Annotated in this window: 20 protein-coding genes; 8 read left to right on the forward strand and 12 right to left on the reverse strand. The window is 52.4% G+C overall.

Annotated features, from left to right (window positions below):
• Positions 1–10: 10 nt before the first annotated feature.
• Entirely contained in the window at positions 11–1,135 is a 1,125-nt protein-coding gene (gene mdoC / locus NR177_RS06165) for a glucans biosynthesis protein MdoC (RefSeq protein ID WP_063879028.1), read from the reverse strand.
• Between the two features lie 280 nt (positions 1,136–1,415).
• Here mdoC and NR177_RS06170 point away from each other — a divergent pair, with 280 nt between their 5' ends.
• The 3 genes from NR177_RS06170 to NR177_RS06180 all read left to right on the forward strand — a co-directional run bounded on the left by NR177_RS06170 (position 1,416) and on the right by NR177_RS06180 (position 5,886).
• Positions 1,416–2,954 (forward strand): glucan biosynthesis protein G, encoded by a 1,539-nt coding sequence (locus tag NR177_RS06170; protein WP_172823920.1) that lies wholly within the window; start codon positions 1,416–1,418, stop codon positions 2,952–2,954.
• Entirely contained in the window at positions 2,947–5,499 is a 2,553-nt protein-coding gene (mdoH, locus tag NR177_RS06175) for a glucans biosynthesis glucosyltransferase MdoH (protein ID WP_063879030.1), read from the forward strand. Before NR177_RS06170 ends, mdoH begins: the two co-directional genes overlap by 8 nt.
• Before the next feature lie 147 nt (positions 5,500–5,646).
• A complete protein-coding gene (locus NR177_RS06180; RefSeq protein WP_063879031.1) occupies positions 5,647–5,886 on the forward strand; it encodes a YceK/YidQ family lipoprotein in 240 nt (79 codons plus the stop codon).
• Here the strand turns inward: NR177_RS06180 and NR177_RS06185 are convergent.
• From NR177_RS06185 to NR177_RS06195, 3 genes are all read right to left on the reverse strand, one after another.
• Positions 5,877–6,278 carry a MysB family protein gene (locus NR177_RS06185; protein ID WP_063879032.1) on the reverse strand — a complete coding sequence of 134 codons (402 nt, stop codon included), beginning with the start codon at positions 6,276–6,278 and terminating at the stop codon, positions 5,877–5,879. The genes NR177_RS06180 and NR177_RS06185 overlap by 10 nt on opposite strands.
• A gap of 185 nt (positions 6,279–6,463) precedes the next feature.
• Positions 6,464–6,814: a DUF3147 family protein gene (locus NR177_RS06190; protein WP_063879033.1), complete on the reverse strand. Its 351-nt coding sequence runs from the start codon at positions 6,812–6,814 to the stop codon at positions 6,464–6,466.
• A gap of 225 nt (positions 6,815–7,039) precedes the next feature.
• Positions 7,040–7,963, reverse strand: coding sequence for a Kdo(2)-lipid IV(A) acyltransferase (locus tag NR177_RS06195; RefSeq protein ID WP_063879034.1), 924 nt, complete (start codon positions 7,961–7,963; stop codon positions 7,040–7,042).
• Between the two features lie 263 nt (positions 7,964–8,226).
• Here NR177_RS06195 and NR177_RS06200 point away from each other — a divergent pair, with 263 nt between their 5' ends.
• Positions 8,227–9,276 (forward strand): rhodanese-related sulfurtransferase, encoded by a 1,050-nt coding sequence (locus NR177_RS06200; RefSeq protein ID WP_063879035.1) that lies wholly within the window; start codon positions 8,227–8,229, stop codon positions 9,274–9,276.
• Positions 9,277–9,314: 38 nt separating this feature from the next.
• Here NR177_RS06200 and NR177_RS06205 read toward each other — a convergent pair whose 3' ends face one another.
• The 8 genes from NR177_RS06205 to NR177_RS06240 form a co-directional block, all read right to left on the reverse strand.
• Positions 9,315–9,890, reverse strand: coding sequence for a YceI family protein (locus NR177_RS06205; protein WP_063879036.1), 576 nt, complete (start codon positions 9,888–9,890; stop codon positions 9,315–9,317).
• Between the two features lies 1 nt (position 9,891).
• Complete coding sequence (locus tag NR177_RS06210; protein ID WP_109716066.1) at positions 9,892–10,467, reverse strand: cytochrome b; 576 nt, start codon at positions 10,465–10,467, stop codon at positions 9,892–9,894.
• 293 nt (positions 10,468–10,760) lie between these two features.
• Positions 10,761–11,876, reverse strand: a complete 1,116-nt coding sequence (gene solA / locus NR177_RS06215) for an N-methyl-L-tryptophan oxidase (RefSeq protein ID WP_256852477.1) — start codon at positions 11,874–11,876, stop codon at positions 10,761–10,763.
• A 96-nt stretch (positions 11,877–11,972) separates the two neighbouring features.
• The gene (gene bssS, locus NR177_RS06220; protein ID WP_063879039.1) at positions 11,973–12,227 is read right to left on the reverse strand and encodes a biofilm formation regulator BssS; all 255 of its coding nucleotides are present in this window, start codon (positions 12,225–12,227) and stop codon (positions 11,973–11,975) included.
• A gap of 247 nt (positions 12,228–12,474) precedes the next feature.
• Complete coding sequence (locus tag NR177_RS06225; protein WP_063879040.1) at positions 12,475–12,747, reverse strand: hypothetical protein; 273 nt, start codon at positions 12,745–12,747, stop codon at positions 12,475–12,477.
• A gap of 145 nt (positions 12,748–12,892) precedes the next feature.
• Positions 12,893–13,138, reverse strand: coding sequence for a DNA damage-inducible protein I (gene dinI, locus NR177_RS06230; RefSeq protein ID WP_096012324.1), 246 nt, complete (start codon positions 13,136–13,138; stop codon positions 12,893–12,895).
• A gap of 62 nt (positions 13,139–13,200) precedes the next feature.
• Complete coding sequence (pyrC, locus tag NR177_RS06235; protein WP_063879042.1) at positions 13,201–14,244, reverse strand: dihydroorotase; 1,044 nt, start codon at positions 14,242–14,244, stop codon at positions 13,201–13,203.
• Positions 14,245–14,401: 157 nt separating this feature from the next.
• Positions 14,402–14,965: a lipoprotein gene (locus NR177_RS06240; RefSeq protein ID WP_096012325.1), complete on the reverse strand. Its 564-nt coding sequence runs from the start codon at positions 14,963–14,965 to the stop codon at positions 14,402–14,404.
• Positions 14,966–15,406: 441 nt separating this feature from the next.
• Here NR177_RS06240 and rimJ point away from each other — a divergent pair, with 441 nt between their 5' ends.
• The 4 genes from rimJ (at position 15,407) to murJ (ending at position 19,235) form a co-directional block, all read left to right on the forward strand.
• Positions 15,407–15,997 (forward strand): ribosomal protein S5-alanine N-acetyltransferase, encoded by a 591-nt coding sequence (gene rimJ, locus NR177_RS06245; RefSeq protein ID WP_063879045.1) that lies wholly within the window; start codon positions 15,407–15,409, stop codon positions 15,995–15,997.
• A 15-nt stretch (positions 15,998–16,012) separates the two neighbouring features.
• A complete protein-coding gene (locus NR177_RS06250) occupies positions 16,013–16,654 on the forward strand; it encodes a DUF480 domain-containing protein (RefSeq protein WP_256852478.1) in 642 nt (213 codons plus the stop codon).
• The gene (locus tag NR177_RS06255) at positions 16,655–17,575 is read left to right on the forward strand and encodes a Gfo/Idh/MocA family protein (protein ID WP_256852479.1); all 921 of its coding nucleotides are present in this window, start codon (positions 16,655–16,657) and stop codon (positions 17,573–17,575) included.
• Between the two features lie 121 nt (positions 17,576–17,696).
• A complete protein-coding gene (gene murJ, locus NR177_RS06260) occupies positions 17,697–19,235 on the forward strand; it encodes a murein biosynthesis integral membrane protein MurJ (protein WP_063879048.1) in 1,539 nt (512 codons plus the stop codon).
• Positions 19,236–19,375: the final 140 nt, after the last annotated feature.

Consider the following 19,375-nt stretch of genomic DNA (forward strand, 5'->3'; position numbering starts at 1 on the left):
CCTTATTTTGTTATCGCTTCTGTGGTTTACCGGAAAACAGAAAGCGCAGTACAGGAACACGCAGGTGCAACTCATACAACGTAAATGAGACACCAAACACCATGACCAGGCCCAGCAGAAAGCCCAGAGTATTATTATGCAGCACTGGCGTAACGTAGATCCCGTATAACAGCGTCAGGGGATGGTGCACCAGGTAAATAAACAGCGAGGCGTTCACCAGGTACATGATGCGTGGAGAATGCGAGTTAAGCAGTTTATGCCCCAGGCTGTAACAGACGTTCAGCATACACAGGCCCATCATGCTGCTGATTAACGCGTCTAGCTCATACAACCAGCCCTCACCGCTGCTCGTCCGCTGGTTGACGATATAAGCCACCAGCAGCAACACAGCGCCGATAAACAGCACCGGATTCACTCGCACAAACAGCTGTTTTAATGCCTGATGTTTCCAACTGAGCGCACCCAACATGAAAAAGGGCAGGTAAAACAGGGTCTGCATCACGACAAAATTAAACAGTGCGTCGCTTAACAGCGCAGGGTGAGTGTAAAACACAATACGACGAAAGCCGCCCCAGAGAAGACACCAGACCACCAGGCCGAGCGCCAGCTTACTCCAGCCCACATGCTGATAATCAATGTTACGCTTCTGATCGCGCAGCCAGCGGAAGGTTATCATCCCCAATGTGGTAAGAATCAACAGCACCAGTAAAAACCACAGGTGCGAGATCAGCTCCCACATCAGGTTGTTGAATTTGTCGTACAGGGGAAGCGTGCCCCAGTCCGCGTACTTTGTTGTCCATGCCTTAAGCATAAAAAACTGCGGAAGCGTGATGAGTGGCACTGCTGTCAGCATCGGGATGCCAACCCGCTCTAAACGCACTTTCAGAAAGCGCTGAGGCTGATAGCGCAGATAGAGCATGTAAGAAAAGTAGCCGGAGATGACAAAAAAGACCTGCATGCGGAACGCATGAATAAAATCATTGAGGGTGGTGAGCCAGAGCGAGGCTTCGCTGCTGTTGACGGCCCACTTCTGTGACGAATAGATCAGGGAAACGTGAAACGGCACGCCCAATAACATCAAACAGGCCCGAATGGAGTCGAGAAAATATTCACGCTCAGTTTTTATTGTACTCATAAAGTTCCAGTTCGTTAGTACGTTTTAGCCGGTTTCGCCCTGAAACCGTATTATGTCGGAAGGAAATTCTAGCTGCAGATAACAGAGTTTACTATCAGTTGAATCTCAGTTGAGCCCGTAACGTTTAATTGTCCTAAAATCACCCCCTGAGTAGCGGATTATCGGGAACATTGTTGCGCATAAGCTGTCGGAAAGCCGAATTATCCATTAAGATAAGCGGGTTTGTATTAAGCACACGAAAGGGGGGGATGTGCTGACTAAAGTAAAAAATAATGTTGGGCTGACGAAAATGCGCTGGATTGGCGCGGCAGTCCTGCTGGCTTTGTATGCCAACAACAGTTGGGCGTTTAACTTTGATGATGTGGCTAAACAAGCCAAAGATCTGTCTGGAAAAAGCTTCGAAGCGCCAAAAAGTAATTTACCCTCTCAATTTCGTGATATGAAATTTGCTGACTACCAGCAGATTCAGTTCAACCACGATAAAGCGTATTGGGGCAAACTGCGTACGCCGTTCAAACTCGAATTCTATCATCAGGGGATGTACTTCGATCTGCCGGTGAAAATTAACGAGATCACCGCCAATACGGTACGTGAAATCAAATACAGTCCTGATTATTTCAACTTCGGCAATGTGAAACACGATGCCGATGCGGTTAAAAACCTTGGCTTTGCCGGTTTCAAAGTCCTGTATCCGTTGAACAGTAAGAACAAGAAAGATGACGAAATCGCCAGCTTCCTCGGCGCCAGCTATTTCCGCGTGATTGGTGCAGGCCAGGTCTATGGTCTGTCTGCCCGTGGTCTGGCAATCGATACTGCGCTGCCCTCAGGCGAAGAGTTCCCGCGTTTTAAAGAGTTCTGGATTGAGCGTCCAAAACCGCAGGACAAGCAGCTGGTGATCTATGCGCTGCTGGATTCGCCACGCGCAACCGGTGCTTACCGCTTTACGATTCACCCGGGCCAGGAGTCCACGGTGGATGTGCAGACCAAAGTCTATTTACGCGACAGCGTCGGTAAACTGGGCATTGCACCGTTAACCAGTATGTTCCTGTTTGGCCGCAACCAGCCATCGCCAGTGTCTAATTTCCGCCCTGAACTGCATGATTCAGACGGTCTGTCGATTCACAGCGGCAACGGTGAGTGGATCTGGCGTCCGCTGAATAACCCACGCCATCTGGCCGTGAGCACCTATACGATTGAAAATCCTAAAGGCTTCGGGCTGTTACAGCGCGGCCGTGATTTCAATAACTATCAGGATCTGGATGACCGTTACGACCTGCGCCCGAGCGGCTGGGTTGAGCCACTCGGTGACTGGGGCAAAGGGCGCGTTGAGCTGGTGGAGATTCCAACCGCCGACGAGACGAACGATAACATCGTGGCTTTCTGGACACCGGAAAACCTGCCAGAACCGGGCAAAGCGATGGATTTCAACTATCGTCTGCACTTTGGCCGTAATGAAAACAAACTGCATTCTGACGATGTTGCCTGGGTGAAAGATACTCTGCGTTCAGCCGGCGACGTGAAGCAGTCAAATTTAGTCCGTCAACCGGATGGCACCGTGGCCTTCACCATCGATTTCGTTGGGAAAGACATGAGTGAAATGCCTGCCGACAGCCAGGTTGCACCGCAGGTCAGCGTAGGTAAAAACGGTGAAGTGGTGGAACAAAGCGTTCGCTACAATCCGGTGACCAAAGGCTGGCGTCTGGTACTGCGTCTGCGTGTTAAAGATAACAAGCAGGCCACGGAGATGCGCGCAGCGCTGGTGAGCGGTGACAAAACATTGACGGAAACCTGGAGCTATCAGTTACCTGCCAATGAATAATCTGACTTTTACACCTCAACGTTATGTAGAAGCCCTGCCGCTGGATGCGGCAGGAAAAATGCGTCTGGCTGCGTCACTGCAAAACGCGCAGACGTTTCACCAGTTACACGAATCGCTGGGCCGGGATGTGGCTGCCAGCGATCGTCCTGACGATGCACCCTTAAAATCGGTATCGTCACGCGTGGAAATGGCCTGGTCCGATTCCCTCGCTGACGGCCAGCAGTTGGGCAAGGATTATCTTGATCGCACCACGCTTAAGGCGATGCCGAAAGTGAAGCGTTCATTGATGTTCCCCGAAGCCTGGCGAACGAACCCGCTGGCACGTGCCTGGGACTCATTACGTGGCCATAAGTCTGTGCCCCGTTATGCGACGGTCGAAGAGCAGCGCGCCGAAGAAAAGTGGCGTCACGTTGGCTCCATTCGCCGCTATATCCTGTTGATCCTCACCATCATGCAGACCGTGGTCGCCACCTGGTATATGAAAACCATTTTGCCTTACCAGGGCTGGACGTTGCTGGACCCCATGGACATGATCAACCAGAACTGGCAGCAGTCTGTCATGCAGATCCTGCCTTATGTGTTGCAGACCGGGATTTTGTTCCTGTTTGCGATTCTGTTCTGTTGGGTGTCGGCGGGCTTCTGGACGGCATTGATGGGCTTTCTGCAACTGCTGATTGGCCGGGATAAATACAGTATTTCTTACTCTACCGTCGGGGATGAACCGCTTAATCCTGAGCACCGTACCGCACTGATCATGCCGATCTGTAACGAAGACGTGGGACGCGTTTTCGCCGGTTTACGGGCGACCTGGGAATCCGTGGTACGCACGGGTAATGCTGAGCACTTTGATGTTTACATCCTGAGCGACAGCTATGATGCCGACATCGCCATTGCTGAGCAGAAAGCCTGGATGGAACTGGTCCGTGATGTTGGTGGCGCAGGCAAGATTTTCTACCGTCGTCGTCGTCGTCGTGTGAAGCGTAAAAGCGGCAACATTGATGACTTCTGCCGCCGCTGGGGCAGCAACTACAGCTATATGGTGGTGCTGGATGCCGATAGCGTCATGAGCGGGGAATGTCTGACGGGGCTGGTGCGCATGATGGATGCGAATCCTAATGCCGGTATCATTCAGTCATCGCCAAAAGCGTCGGGCATGGACACGCTGTATGCGCGTTGCCAGCAGTTTGCTACCCGGGTTTATGGGCCGTTATTTACCGCCGGTCTGCACTTCTGGCAGTTGGGTGAGTCGCACTACTGGGGCCATAACGCCATCATCCGTGTGAAACCCTTTATCGAGCACTGCGCGCTGGCACCGTTGCCTGGCGAAGGTTCGTTTGCCGGCTCCATCCTGTCGCATGACTTCGTTGAAGCGGCCTTGATGCGCCGTGCCGGTTGGGGCGTCTGGATCGCCTATGATTTGCCGGGCTCCTATGAGGAGCTTCCGCCAAACCTGCTGGACGAGCTTAAACGTGACCGCCGCTGGTGTCATGGTAACCTGATGAACTTCCGCCTGTTCCTGGTGAAAGGGATGCATCCGGTTCACCGTGCCGTCTTCCTGACGGGCGTGATGTCCTATCTGTCAGCACCGTTGTGGTTTCTGTTCCTGGCACTGTCCACCGCGCTTCAGGTGGTACATACGCTTATGGAGCCGACCTACTTCCTGCAGCCAAGACAGCTGTTCCCGGTGTGGCCGCAGTGGCGTCCTGAACTGGCGATAGCCCTGTTCTCAACCACGCTGGTGCTGTTGTTCCTGCCGAAACTGCTGAGCGTCGTGCTGATCTGGTGCAAAGGGGCGAAACCTTACGGCGGTGCACTGCGTCTGTTCGTGTCTCTGCTGCTGGAAATGCTGTTCTCGGTACTGCTGGCGCCGGTACGTATGCTGTTCCACACCGTTTTTGTGGTCAGCGCGTTCCTGGGCTGGGAAGTGGTGTGGAACTCGCCACAGCGTGACGATGATGCAACGCCATGGAGCGAAGCCTTTAAGCGCCACGGTTCACAAATGGCGTTAGGTATCGTCTGGGCCGCCGGCATGGGCTGGTTGGATCTCAACTTCCTGTGGTGGCTGGCACCTATCGTGTTCTCGCTTATTCTGTCACCTTTTGTATCGGTGATGTCGAGCCGCTCAGGCCTTGGCATTAAGAGTAAGAACGCGAAGCTGTTCCTGATACCGGAGGAGTACGATCCGCCGAAGGAGCTGTTAGACACAGACCGCTATGTGGAGCTGAACCGTCAACGTGCGCTGAAAAATGGCTTTATGCATGCGCTGTTCCATCCGGCGTTTAACGCTCTGGCGACGGCACTGGCCACCTCACGTCATAAGCAGAGTCAGTTGCTGGATTATGCGCGCGATCGCCGGGTTGATCAGGCATTGAGTGATGCACCGGAAAAACTGAGTCGGGAGCAGCGTCTGCAGCTGATCAGCGATCCGGTGGTGCTGGCTCGTGTGCATACTCGCTTGTGGGAAAACGGTGAGAAGTATCATCAGTGGGTAGAGAGTTATCAAAAACTCCCTCTCAACCCCGATGCGCTACCGCATCAGGCGTAATACTTAAAAAGCGGCAGAGATGCCGCTTTTTTTATGCCTGTCGTCAGGTTACAGACAGCAACATTATTTTGCACTTTTACCGAAATGGGATGGCAACCCAGCCTCACTCGTGATTAAAATAGCGGCTGTTTAATCTGGGTCACCACTGTGAATAAATTCGCTAAATTAACCGCGTTATCCCTGGCTGTTGTCACCCTGAGCGGCTGCGGCAGTATTATCAGCCGTACCGTGCCCGGACAGGGACACGGTAATCAGTTTTATTCTGGCGTAAAGTGGGATATCCGGGATGGCGCATGGCGGGTGATCACGATTCTCGACCTGCCGCTGTCGCTGGTGGTCGATACTTTACTGATACCGGTGGATGCCAGCCACGGACCTTATGAGTAACTGCGGTCAGAGTCGCTGTTGTCGTCTTCCCATTCCTGTGCAGCGGCTTTACCTTCCTCGCTGTCCAGCGGGGGCTCAAGCTGGAACTCACCGTCATCCCATTCATGCAGCGTATTCTCCGCTAACCACTCCTGGCGCAGTTCAATTTCATCGAAATCGCCGTCGAAAATAGCCTGAGCGGCTTCACCGCTGCGCACCGGTAAACACTCGCCGGAATCCCCTTCATCTTCAAAAAACTCTGCCTGCCACATGATGTCGCCATCCTGCATCACATATTTTTGCAGGCCAAACTGGTTGATTGAGGCATCGTCTTGCTCAATATCCGGATGACTGACGAGAAATTCTTCACGTGCAGCCTCAATCGCTTCTTCCAGTGTAGTGAACATACTCATGCTTCTCTCCTTGCCTGATTAACGTGATTTCAGTGAAGAATAGACCAAAATTTCAGGAGGGAAAGTCAGGACGCTGCGCAGGTCAGAAATTCGGGCCATAAACTGCACCATCAGAGCCGTTTACTGGCTGAATAACGGCTCTGTATGCAAGCCTGCTGGGTTGAGTACCTGGTGGGAACGACGGATTACAGCAGGTCGATACCAAACCTTTTCAGGCATAACGCCCACAGCACGAACAGGACGAGGGTGATCAGGCAACTGAGTCCCAGCGTGAGCCAGAAGCCGGTGCGTTGGTACAGAAAAGGAAACAGGATAAACATCGGCAGGGTCGGAACCACATACCAAAACGTATACCAGGCATGAGCGGCAATTTTCGCCTGGGTCTGTCCTTCAATTTTCATCCAGATCAGCACAAGGATAGTGACAAGCGGCAGCGCCGCCAGCAGTCCACCCAGGCGATCGCTGCGCCTGGCCGCTTCAGAAATGATCACCACCATCAGGGCGGTGATCGCATATTTCGAGATAAGCCAGAGCATGAATTTTTCCGTAATGAATCAGTTAAGCGGCAGCGCTCGCGGTGTTATCAGCGCGGTTTCCGGTGGAACACCATGCTTAAGGATGCTAACACGATCTCTACTGCTGAATCAGAGCGCACACAACCCTTGGGGCTGATGTCACTCTTATGTCACTGTCGTTTATCATCATCATCGACCGAGCCATCGCGGTCCGCTACAGGCACGGACCGCGACGCCGCAGTGGACTCAATAGCGGGAGGGTTCACCCTCTGGACGGGTTTTAAAACGACGGTGCAGCCACATGTACTGCTCAGGTGCCAGTAGCACACCGTCTTCCACCACCTTATTCATGCGCCGTGCGGTGTCTTCATCGCTGGTCAGCGGAAAGTCAGCGCTCACGTCAGGCAAAATAATCAACTCGTAGCCGCGTCCTTCAGGCAGACGACGCGGTACAAAGGGAATAACCGCCGGTTTACCGGTACGAATGAGCATATGCGTACCCACGGTGGTTGCCGCCTTTTCGACGCCAAAGAAGGGCACAAATACGCTGCTGCGCGGGCCATAATCATGATCGGGTGCGTACCAGATAATATCGCCACGCTTCAACGCCCGAATCATGCCTTTAAGATCCTTGCGATCTAACATCCCTTTGTTTGATCGCATGCGGCCTCGCGTCTGCAGCCAGTCGATGAGTTTGTTGTCGTTGGGCCGATAAACGCCGATGCCGGGATTGTGGATGCCAAACATCCGTGCGCCGATCTCCAGCGTTAAAAAATGCATGCCAATTAACAACACGCCACGCTGGGTGTCATGCGCCTGCTGGATGTGTTCCAGACCAGAAGGTTTGTGCCATTTGTGAATCCGCCAGTCGGGCCAGAACCAGGCCATGCCGGTTTCAATCAGTCCCATGCCCACCGATTCAAAGTTATGCTTGATCATGGCTTCGCGATCGACATCGGGCATATCCGGGAAGCTGAGTTCAAGATTACGGCGAGCAATGGCAACGCGTCGTTTCATAAATCGTCTGGCAAGGCGACCAATGCCGCTACCCAGCGCGTAGAGCAGCGGATAGGGCAGCAATACCAGGATATACAGTAAAACGACACCCAGCCAGGTAAACCAATAGCGGGGATGAAGAAGCGCACGTGAAAATTGAGGCAATTGGGTCATCTTAAATATTATTATCCTGCGTCGTGCACCAGCGGTGCTGTTTTTCGTCAGTTGCGGTTATTGTGCCATTTTTTTTCCCACTGCTGAAATGTTACAACATTTCGCAGATTGTTGCCGGGAGTGAAAAAAGAGAGATATAAGTACTCGGGCCAACGAAAATGTACAGGTTTAACTATCAATTTTTCTTATACGCTTCGCATTTTTATCAATTCAGGTATCATGTGCGCGCTAAATTTCTTCTATTGATAACAGGAACGAACACCATGCCAGTGTTACATAACCTTGTTTCCAATAAAGAGCTGAAGGCGCGTATGTTGGCTGAAACCGAGCCGCGCACCACAGTCTCTTTTTACAAGTACTTCACTATTGCCGATCCAAAAGCGTTTCGTGACGAACTGTACCTCGGTTTAACCGCGTTAAAGGTGTTTGGTCGTATTTACGTCGCGCACGAAGGTATCAATGCACAGCTCAGCGTTCCCGCCAGCCAGTACGAGGCGATGAGAGCTTTTCTGTACGGCTTTGATCCGGCGTTGAATAACCTGCGAATGAATATTGCGCTCGACGACGATGGCAAATCATTCTGGGTACTGCGGTTGAAAGTGCGTGACCGCATTGTTGCCGATGGCATCGATGACGAGACCTTTGATGCCAGCGATGTTGGCAACTATTTGAAGGCGGCAGATGTGAACGCCATGCTCGACGATCCTGACGCGGTCTTCGTCGATATGCGAAATCACTATGAGTATGAAGTGGGGCGTTTTGACAATGCGCTTGAGGTGCCCGCCGATACGTTCCGCGAGCAACTGCCCATGGCTGTGGACATGCTCAAGGACAAGAAAGATAAAAAAATCGTGATGTACTGCACGGGGGGAATTCGCTGTGAAAAAGCCAGCGCCTGGATGCGGCATAACGGTTTTGAGGATGTCTACCATGTCGAGGGCGGCATTATTGAATATGCCCGCCGTGCACGTGAACAAAATTTACCGGTACGCTTCAAAGGTAAAAACTTTGTTTTTGATGAGCGTATGGGTGAGCGCATTTCAGATGATGTGTTATCTAACTGCCATCAGTGCGGTACGCCTTGTGACACCCACGTAAACTGCGTCAATGACGGTTGCCACCTGTTGTTCATCCAGTGTGAAAGTTGTGCGGAAAAGTACGAGCACTGCTGTAGCCCGCTGTGCCAGGAGGAAGCACGCCTGTCGCCTGAAGAACAACGTGCCCGCCGCGCCGGACGTGAGAACGGGAATAAAATCTTCAATAAGTCGCGTGGTTTGTTGAATATGACTATTCCAGCGCCAACCCGCAAATAGTCGCAGCCGCCTGAAGCCTGGCTTCAGGCGGCTTGTTATTACTTACGCACGCCTTCCACTGAGATGATTAACTCAACCTTCTGAGAAGCAGGGCCCAAATCCTGGGTAATGTTAAAGTCTTTCAGCGCAATCTCGCCTTCGGCTTCAAAGCCGGCACGATAGCCGCCCCATGGGTCCTTACCTTCGCCCATCATTTTGGCTTCCAGCGTCACCGGTTTCGTCACGCCGTTCAGCGTTAAATCACCCGTTACGGCCAGCTTGTCGCCCTCTTTTTTCACTGCCGTGGATTTAAACGTCGCCGTCGGATGTTTTGCGACATTCAGGAATTCCGGGCCACGAATGTGTTTGTCACGCTCGGCATGGTTGGTGTCCACGCTGTTGGTGTTGATGGTGACATCCACTTTATCCGCCGAGGGGTTATTGGCATCAAAGCTGAATGAGCCATCAAAGTCTTTAAAGGTGCCGTACAGCCAGCTGTAGCCTAAATGCTGAATACGGAACTGAACAAAGGCGTGCTGGCCTTCTTTATCAATTTTATAATCCGCCGCGTTGGCGGTCAGTGAACCTAGCAGTAAACCGGCGCTTGTGATGGCCAGAAGCGTTTTCTTAAACATATTACTTTTCCTTTTCAGAGGTTGATCGGATGCGCAGACCCAGCATCCTTTTCAGGGTGATATCGCGATCGATAAAGTGGTGTTTTAACGCGGCCAGGCCATGTAAGCCCGAAAGGATCACAATGCTCCATGCCAGCCATAAATGAATATCTCCCGCTAAATCTGCCTGTTCGCCCGCGCCGGTCAGTAGAGCAGGCAGGGAAAACCACCCGAATACGGAAATGGGTTTGCCGTCGGCGGTAGAGATTAAATAACCGCTGAACAAAATGGCGATAAGCAGGCTGTAAAGTAACCAATGCGCGACAACCGCGCTGATACGTACGGCGGCAGAGTAGCTACTCAGGGGTTTTGGCGGCGGGGAAATCACGCGCCACAGGAGACGAATAATCAGGGCCAGCATCAGCATGACACCAATGCTTTTATGGATCTCTGGTGCATTGTGATACCAGGTATCGTAATAGCTCAGACCGACCATCCATAAACCCAGTGCGAACATGGCATAAATGACCAATGCCATTGACCAGTGTAAGAAAACAGAGAGCCATCCATAATGGCTGGATGAATTATTTAGCGACATTTTGCAGCGGCATCTTAAGAATAAGTGGAAATAAGAATCTACAGAATGAAACACAAAAGCAATAATGCTTACTTTTCTATAAATATCTTGTGTACTGATGAAATCGACTCGCGAAGTGAATCGGGTAAGCACAATATTATTGAATGAGAAAATTCCAGAATGGATGAAAAAGGCAAAAAGGGGACAAAACTGGCCGGTAATGGAGAGATAACGAGGGAATAAAACGTAAAAAATCGCTGAGTGTAAATTTATGTCAGCGCGGCGCCAGGTTAATCCCGTTCGCCGCACCGTTTTTAATGAAAACGTGACAGCCTGAACGGTGAGAGATCAAATTCAAAAGGCTGGTTCTGAGCAAACTGACTGGCGAGCTCACCTAACACGCTGGCAAATTTAAATCCGTGGCCGCTTAAGCCGGTTATCACCAGACGATTGGGTTCGCCCGGCAAGGTATCGATAATAAAATCTTCATCGGGACTGAAATCATAGCTACAGGCTTCACCGTGCAGACATACGCCCACGCCGGGTAAGAACTGGCGTAAAAAGCCAAATGTTTCACTGCCATCAGCGGCAAGGCTGCCGAACGGTTTGCGATCTTCCGGTTGGGTCATCAGCTGACCACCGTCATGGCGGCCTAACTTCAGGGCGTTGTTATCGGCGGGGAAGCCGTAATACTGGCTGCCATCGGCCATTTCACAGGTGAACCCCGGAAACGCATTGTTTTCACTGTAGCGCCCATCCGCCTGATACCAGGCAAAGACTTTACGTGTTGGTGATACCGGCAGGTCAGGTATCAGTTTGCTCACCCATGTGCCTGCGCTCACCAACATTTTGCGACCGCGATAAATGCCGTCAAGGGTGGTGACCTGCTGTAAATCGCCTTCACGGCTGATTTGCGTCACCGGGCAGTTAAACAGCTGCGCGCAGCCCTGTTTTTCGGCCAGCTGAATCCAGCTTCGTACGGCCTGTTCGCTTTTTAAAAAGCCGGACTGAGGTTCAAAGACGCCCAGATAACCATCGGGAACGGTAAACTGTGGCCAGCGTTTTCTGACTTCCTCGGCCTGTAATACCTCGACAGCAAGCTGCCAGGTTTTTGCGCTATTGATGACGTTTTGGATAAATTCGGAATGCGCGGGCGCGATATTTAAAACGCCGCAACGGTGCATGATGCGTTCGCCAGCCTGCTTTTCCAGCTCATCCCATAATGCTTGTGCCCGCAAAACCAAAGGGACATAACGTTCGCCTTCTCCGTAAGCATGACGGATGAGGCGGCTTTCGCCGTGGTGAGCGCCTTGAGTATGGGGCGGATGTGCGCTGTCAATCATCAGCACAGAGAGGCCCGCTTGTGTGGCGTAATAGCCTGCGGCTGCGCCAACGGAACCGCTACCGACCACAATAAGATCGTAAATCATGAAAATGGAACTCCTGAAAGGGTTACATAATCAACAGCATACCAGAAAGCCCAATAAAAAAGGCACCCTTGAGGGTGCCTTGCTGATGCAGCAGTATTAATGCTTCTTTAGTAGTCGTTCTATCTGTTCGGCAGATTCTATCTTAGCGATACCCGCTTCAAGAATGGAGATGAACTGCTTTGCTACATCAGTCGTCAGCCAGTAGGTAGGGCCAACGTCTGCGTCTTCTTCAGTTTGATCTTGCGACGAAAGGGAGTGCAGACGGATCATCATCGCATCATAGCTGTCAACAGTACTAATATCCCAGCCCACCAGTGGATGGGTCTGAATTACATCTTTGCGACTGTCCATTATAACCTCCTTATTACTCGTTAAACGAAGTGCATGATGAGGTTCAATGCGGCTTTTTAATTTCCACTGCGAAACAATTATAACAGCAAAATAGCGATTTACTGATTAAACGTATCACGGAACGCCTGAAAGCAGAATATTTGTTTCTAAAACGGTAAGGCTGAGAAGATATAATACCTGAATGCTGGGGCAGTAATCGTCCTAATTGAACAATAAAAATGGCTTATTATCCCTCGTTGACACCACGTCAGATAAGCGAGGTTTCAGCGCCTGTCGTGCCGCTGCGCTTTTGTAACGTCTCTGCCAGGCGGGCAAACTGCTGCTGCAGCTGCTCATCATGGTTTTGATTTTGCGCTTCAAGAGAAAGATTATGCACCAGTAACTGACTGGCCCGGTCATCAAGACAGAAAATCAGGCTGGAGAATGCATTTTCCAGCACTGTTAAACGACGCTGCTGTTCACCGATAAGCGTTAACAGCTCGCCAAAGGTCATCGCTTCTTCTGGTTTGTCTGTAGTCATGGGATGCAACTCCTTTTATGCATGATCAGCGCCAGCATAGGGCATTGATCATTCGGAGTCCAGATGGGGCGAGCGGTTAGTCAGACTTTAAATGAAGATAAAAAAACCGGGTGGCGAAACCCGGCAAAAAACAGCACAGTAGCGGTTAATCGGTAATAAACCAGTCGTCAGCGCTTTCCCATGTTTGTTGCAGGATTTCGCTGATTTGATCACGCGTATCTTTATCACCACCCAGAACGCTTAACTGGTTAGCCGTGGCGTAACGCACCTTGACGTGGTTCGTGAATTGCGGAAAGTGTTCATCAATGCGGCGCGACAGCTCCTGGCTCAGGGCTTCCATCGCGCCAGCGGGAAGAGGTTGGGTCTTGGCAACGGTAATTTCAACACGCATAAAAGCCTCCGTATAAGGTACTGTATATAAATACAGTATTATTAATCGGGAGGCAAGTGAAATTATTTTACGCGCCAGTTCAGCGTTTCACCGGCAAGGAAAGGCACCAACTGATGTGAACCCATCTCAATGGTTTCTGCCACTGTCCACGGCTCACGCACCAGCGTGATCTGGTCCTGATTAAGCGGCAGGCCATAGAAGCGTGGACCATTCTCAGAACAGAACGCTTCAAAATGCTGCAGGGCATCGAGCTCTTCAAATACCGTCGCGTAAGCGGGCAGGGACGTTGGCGCATTAAAGACGCCTGCACAGCCGCAACTGCTCTCTTTCAGATGACTTAAGTGCGGTGCCGTGTCGGTCCCCAGGAAGACGCGTGGATGACCGCTGGCTACCACCTTACGCAGAGCCTGCTGATGTGTATTGCGCTTCAGGATCGGCAGGCAGTAAAGATGAGGACGAATCCCGCCGACCAGCATATGGTTACGATTGAACATCAGGTGTTGAGGGGTGATGGTGGCGGCCAGATTTTCATTGGCGCTTTCCACATATTCCGCCGCGTCTTTAGTGGTAATGTGCTCCATCACGACTTTCAGCGCAGGAAATTGCTGACGCAGTGGCTCCATCACCGTTTCAATAAAGCGGGCTTCGCGATCAAAGATATCAATATGCGCGTCGGTGACTTCACCGTGCACCAGCAGCGGCATGCCCAGCGTTTGCATCCGCTCCAGCACCGAGGCAATTGACTGAATATTGGTGACGCCATGACTGGAATTGGTGGTCGCATGAGCAGGATAGAGCTTGGCTGCCGTGAACAGCCCGGAACGGAAGCCGCGTGTCAGTTCTTCAGGATCTAACGAGTCAGTGAGATAGCAGGTCATCAGCGGCGTAAAAGCATGACCATCAGGCAACGCAGCCAGAATGCGATCGCGATAAGCTTCGCCCGCTGCGACGCTTATCACCGGCGGAACCAGATTAGGCATGACGATGGCACGACCATTGACCGCGCTGGTATAAGGCAGCACGGTTTTAAGCATATCGTCATCACGAAGATGGATATGCCAGTCATCTGGGCGGCGGATAGTAAGTTGCTGAGGTTGTGCGGTCATTAATACGGCTCCGGCATGAAGGATAAACGAATGGCGTGTTTGGGCCGGGTTATAAGCATAAGGACTCAGGCAACCGTTTGCACCTGTTTTTGCATCTCAAAAAAAATCCGCGCCGAAAAGCGCGGAGTTGAAGCGGGATCAAGTCATCGGTAAAGCATTAATCGGTGAACGGAATCACCAGTTCGCCAGGTTTAACTTCCAGACCTTTAGCAAATTTTTTCGCCAGCGATTCAGCTTTACTGCGGTCGGCGCTCAGCACATACGCAGGCTGCTGGTCAAAATAGCTTTTTAGCGACTGATTCAGGTAGGGCGTCAGCGTTTTCATGATAGAAGCCATCTTGTCTGGCTGAACCTGCGCATCCACGATTTCCATATCACGCAGGTAGACGGCACCTTGCTGTTGATCGAACACAGGTTGGGCGCGCATCTTGAGCTGCATATCGGCCTGCTGTGGGCCAAACAGCGAGGACACATTGATCTTGGCATTACCCGATAACGTGACCTTACCCGGCTCCTCACGACCAATCTGGCTGGTGAGGTTGTTCAGCACGATATGGGCATTAACCAGTCCCGACACACCAATGTCTTTTTCGAAATTATTGTGTTTTTGCAGTGCCTGATTCACTTCCTGTTCGCTGATGGTGTATTGGGTTAACTGATTACAGCCGCTCAGCAATACCGCTAAAAACAGGGCAATCAGCCCGTAAAAAGCCTTCTTCATATTTCCCTCATTTAAATGAAAAAGTAGATCACGCCATAGCCTGCCTGAATGCAGGCAGTCTGTCATCAGGAATGGGCTGAGATGGCGTTGCCGTATGTGCCTTTCAGCCAGGGCGCTGGAGGTCCCTCAGGCATAAATGCACGGCCTGAGCTTGTCCGGTAAATGCGCCTTCTGGCGCAAGTCAGGCGGCTTTGTCAGGGGCTGATGCTGTCAAGGCAAAGCAAGGAGGGGATGAAAACCACGGCGACATCAGACGCGGCCTTTATCATGCCGGTCAGCGTAAAACCATTCCGATCACCTCCACGGTCAGCGTGTCGGATGATAAACAAACAGCCCGGCGGCCATTGTGTGTGTAACGTTTTACCGCAGACCTGGCGGCGGTTATAGTGAATGTTATCAAAGACTGGCATTTCCTTCCCGCCATGGATTTCAGGAGAGATGATGTTTGGCTATCGTTCTGCCGCGCTGAGGGTGCGACTCACAACCGAGCGGCTGGTGGTAAGACTGGTTCACGAACGCGATGCGTGGCGATTAGCGGACTACTATGCTGAAAATCGCGATTTTCTCAGGCCCTGGGAACCGGTACGTGATGACAGCCACTGCTATCCCTCTGGCTGGCAGGCCCGGCTGGGCCTGATTGCAGAGATGCACAAACAGGGTTCAGCTTTCTACTTTGTTTTGATGGACAGCAACGAAACGGAAGTCCGCGGCGTGGCGAACTTTAGCAATGTCCTGCGTGGGGCGTTTCATGCCTGCTATCTCGGCTATTCCCTCGGCGAGAAGTGGCAGGGGCAGGGCATGATGTTTGAGGCACTGCAGTCGGCGATCCCGTACATGCAGCGGCAACAATATATTCATCGCATCATGGCTAACTATATGCCGCACAACCAACGCAGTGGTGATCTGCTGGCGCGCCTGGGCTTTGAAAAAGAGGGATATGCTAAAAATTATTTAATGATTAACGGCCAGTGGCAGGATCATGTCCTCACGGCGTTAACCTGCAAAGAATGGACACCTAATCGTCGTGGGTAAGAAGAGGAATGCTGAATGAAGATGGCCTTATCAGCGCAGGCCCTGCGCGTTCTGGGTTGCCTGCTGGAAAAGCAAATCACTACACCGGAACAGTATCCGCTCTCATTAAACGGCGTAGTGACCGCCTGTAATCAGAAATCAAACCGCGAACCGGTTATGGCGCTGAGCGAAAGCGACGTGCAGGCTGAACTCGATCTACTGGTAAAAAAACACCTGGTCACGTCTAACAGCGGCTTCGGTCAACGGGTCGTTAAGTACGAACAGCGTTTCTGCAATTCAGCTTTTGGTCATTTGCAACTGAGTCGTGCAGAAGTCGCCGTACTCACATTACTGTTCCTGCGCGGGGCGCAAACCCCGGGCGAACTGCGCACGCGAAGTGGTCGCCTGCATGAGTTTGTAGATGTCACCGAAGTCGAACAGACCCTGGAAGGGCTGGCATCGCGCGAGGACGGTGCGATGGTGGTGCGCCTGGCCCGCGAACCCGGCAAACGTGAAAGCCGTTTTATGCACCTGTTTGCCGGCGACGTGGAGCAAATACCCTCTCAGGCTGATGCCGTCCCGGATGATGCTGCGCTACTGGAGCGCGTGACGTTGCTGGAGCAGTCTGTTGCAGACTTACAGGCGCAACTGGCGCTTTTACTGGAAAGAGAACAATAGATGACGATTCGCATTGGTGTAGTCGGGTTGGGTGGTATTGCACAAAAGGCCTGGCTGCCTGTTCTGTCTCAGGCTCAATCCTGGCAGTTGGTCGGTGCCTTTTCCCCTAATCAGGCAAAAGCGCAGGTCGTCTGTGAACGTTATCGTATTCCGTGTTTCGGGTCTTTGAATGACCTTGCTGCCGCCTGTGATGCCGTGTTTGTTCATACCAGTACCGCCAGCCACTACGAAGTGGTGCATGCGCTGCTGCTGGCAGGAAAGGATGTGTGTGTGGATAAACCGCTGGCGGAAACCCTTAACCAGGCTGAAATGCTGGTGACGCTGGCCGAAAAGAAACAGCGCCGGTTGATGGTGGCCTTTAACCGCCGTTTTGCGCCCCGCTATCAGCAGCTCAAGGCAGAGATGGACGCCGTTGCCTCACTGCGCATTGAGAAGCACCGCGGCGACAGCGTAGGGCCGCATGATCTGCGCTTCACCTTACTGGATGATTACCTTCATGTCGTCGACACCGCGCTGTGGCTGGCCGGAGGACGCAGGCTTCCCCGGCAGGGACATATCGCCACCAATGAACAGGGACAAATGCTCTATGCTGAGCACCATTTCAATGCCGGCCAGGTGCAGGTGACCACCAGCATGCATCGTCGTGCAGGAAGCCAGCGTGAACGCATCAGCGCGGTAGGGGATGGCAAGTGCATTGATATTCTGGATATGCGCGACTGGCAGGAGGAGCGCGGGGCGGGCGTGATCAAGGCACCACCTGCGCCATGGCAGAGCCATCTTGCCCAACGCGGTTTTGTCGGGGCGGCAGAACATTTTATTCAATGTGTCGAAAATCAGACAAAGCCGGAGACCAGCGGCGAGCAGGCCCTGCTGGCGCAACGCGTGGTCGAATCGATGTGGCGCGATGCCGAACGGGAATAATGCCTTGTAACACTCAGCGCTGGTCATTTCGCACGATGGCAGTAGACTATCGCCCGAGCTGTGACCTAACCCGTGCTAAGTCACGCATTTAGCCGATTCTTTTCAGGATGCCCCGTCAATTATGAATTTGTTGAAATCGCTGGCAGCGGTCAGTTCTATGACTCTGTTTTCCCGCGTGCTGGGCTTCGCCCGTGATGCCATTGTGGCGCGTGTATTCGGCGCTGGCATGGCCACTGACGCCTTCTTTGTGGCGTTTAAACTGCCCAATTTGCTGCGACGTATTTTTGCGGAAGGCGCGTTCTCGCAGGCTTTTGTCCCCATTCTGGCGGAATACAAAAGTAAGCAGGGAGAAGAAGCCACCCGGTTGTTTGTAGCCTACGTATCGGGGCTGCTTACCCTGGCTCTGGCCCTGGTGACCGTGGCAGGAATGGTTGCCGCGCCCTGGGTTATTCTGGTGACCGCGCCGGGGTTTGCGGACACCGCGGATAAATTCGCCCTCACCAGCGCGCTGTTGCGCGTGACCTTTCCGTATATTCTGCTGATCTCCCTGGCGTCACTCGCCGGGGCGATACTGAACACCTGGAACCGTTTCTCCGTTCCCGCATTTGCGCCAACCTTGCTGAATGTCAGCATGATTGGGTTTGCCCTTTTTGCCGCACCGCACTTTCATCCGCCGGTTATGGCACTGGCGTGGGCCGTAGTGGTGGGCGGCGTGTTACAACTGGGCTACCAGTTACCCCATCTTAAAAAACTGGGGATGCTGGTCCTGCCGCGTCTCAACCTGCGTGATGCCGGTGTATGGCGCGTTATGCGTCAAATGGGACCCGCGATTCTGGGCGTGTCGGTCAGTCAAATCTCGCTCATCATCAACACCATTTTTGCTTCTTTTTTGGTGTCTGGTTCCGTTTCCTGGATGTATTATGCTGACCGCCTGATGGAGTTTCCTTCCGGCGTACTGGGCGTTGCGCTGGGAACCATTTTGTTGCCGTCACTGGCGAAAAGTTTCTCCAGTGGCAATCATGATGAATATTCACGCTTAATGGACTGGGGCCTGCGCTTATGCTTTTTGCTGGCGTTACCCAGTGCGGTGGCGTTAGGCATGTTGTCCGGGCCTCTGACTATCGCGTTGTTCCAGTATGGCAAGTTTACCGCTTTTGATGCGGCGATGACCCAGCGCGCCCTGATCGCCTATTCGGTCGGCCTGATGGGCCTGATTGTGGTGAAAGTACTGGCACCGGGATTCTATTCACGTCAGGACATTAAAACTCCGGTCAAGATTGCTATTGTAACGCTGATTGTGACTCAGCTTATGAACCTGGCCTTTATCGGCCCTCTTAAGCATGCCGGGCTGGCGCTCTCAATTGGTTTGGGTGCCTGTCTGAATGCCGCGCTGCTTTACTGGCAACTGCGTAAAAAGAAGATCTTCCAGCCGCAACCGGGATGGGTGGGTTTTTTACTGCGTTTATTAGTGGCTGTCGTGATAATGGCTGCCGCGCTGTTTGCGATGCTCTACTGGATGCCTGTCTGGGAGCAGGGCAACATGCTGTGGCGTTTGCTGCGGCTGGCGTTGGTCTGTGCCGTTGGCGGTGGCGCTTACTTCCTGGCGCTTGGGCTGATGGGCTTTCGCCTGCGCGATTATGCGCGACGCACGACCGTCTAAATGTAACAATGCCTTGAGCGTAGCGTGATGTGTTAACCCTTTATGCAAGCCGCAACGGATCGCGTTGCGGCTTTTTACTGCCCAGGCGTTGAGCTGGGTGAGGTATGGCGTTCCCTCGGCCTCACTCAATGACAGCCATG

The sequence above is a fragment of the Pantoea sp. Fr+CA_20 genome (assembly GCF_024520835.1).
Classification (GTDB): domain Bacteria; phylum Pseudomonadota; class Gammaproteobacteria; order Enterobacterales; family Enterobacteriaceae; genus Pantoea; species Pantoea allii.

Bases quoted from the DNA above. Each gene is read 5' to 3' on its own strand.
- NR177_RS06255 (WP_256852479.1), top strand. From the start codon at position 16,655: ATGACGATTCGCATTGGTGTAGTCGGGTTGGGTGGTATTGCACAAAAG.
- murJ (WP_063879048.1), top strand. From the start codon at position 17,697: ATGAATTTGTTGAAATCGCTGGCAGCGGTCAGTTCTATGACTCTGTTT.
- NR177_RS06210 (WP_109716066.1), bottom strand. From the start codon at position 10,467: ATGTCGCTAAATAATTCATCCAGCCATTATGGATGGCTCTCTGTTTTC.
- NR177_RS06205 (WP_063879036.1), bottom strand. From the start codon at position 9,890: ATGTTTAAGAAAACGCTTCTGGCCATCACAAGCGCCGGTTTACTGCTA.
- NR177_RS06225 (WP_063879040.1), bottom strand. From the start codon at position 12,747: ATGACTACAGACAAACCAGAAGAAGCGATGACCTTTGGCGAGCTGTTA.
- NR177_RS06195 (WP_063879034.1), bottom strand. From the start codon at position 7,963: ATGACCCAATTGCCTCAATTTTCACGTGCGCTTCTTCATCCCCGCTAT.
- rimJ (WP_063879045.1), top strand. From the start codon at position 15,407: ATGTTTGGCTATCGTTCTGCCGCGCTGAGGGTGCGACTCACAACCGAG.
- solA (WP_256852477.1), bottom strand. From the start codon at position 11,876: ATGATTTACGATCTTATTGTGGTCGGTAGCGGTTCCGTTGGCGCAGCC.
- NR177_RS06190 (WP_063879033.1), bottom strand. From the start codon at position 6,814: ATGCTCTGGCTTATCTCGAAATATGCGATCACCGCCCTGATGGTGGTG.
- mdoH (WP_063879030.1), top strand. From the start codon at position 2,947: ATGAATAATCTGACTTTTACACCTCAACGTTATGTAGAAGCCCTGCCG.
- pyrC (WP_063879042.1), bottom strand. From the start codon at position 14,244: ATGACCGCACAACCTCAGCAACTTACTATCCGCCGCCCAGATGACTGG.
- NR177_RS06250 (WP_256852478.1), top strand. From the start codon at position 16,013: ATGAAGATGGCCTTATCAGCGCAGGCCCTGCGCGTTCTGGGTTGCCTG.
- bssS (WP_063879039.1), bottom strand. From the start codon at position 12,227: ATGGACAGTCGCAAAGATGTAATTCAGACCCATCCACTGGTGGGCTGG.
- dinI (WP_096012324.1), bottom strand. From the start codon at position 13,138: ATGCGTGTTGAAATTACCGTTGCCAAGACCCAACCTCTTCCCGCTGGC.
- mdoC (WP_063879028.1), bottom strand. From the start codon at position 1,135: ATGAGTACAATAAAAACTGAGCGTGAATATTTTCTCGACTCCATTCGG.
- NR177_RS06240 (WP_096012325.1), bottom strand. From the start codon at position 14,965: ATGAAGAAGGCTTTTTACGGGCTGATTGCCCTGTTTTTAGCGGTATTG.
- NR177_RS06185 (WP_063879032.1), bottom strand. From the start codon at position 6,278: ATGAGTATGTTCACTACACTGGAAGAAGCGATTGAGGCTGCACGTGAA.
- NR177_RS06200 (WP_063879035.1), top strand. From the start codon at position 8,227: ATGCCAGTGTTACATAACCTTGTTTCCAATAAAGAGCTGAAGGCGCGT.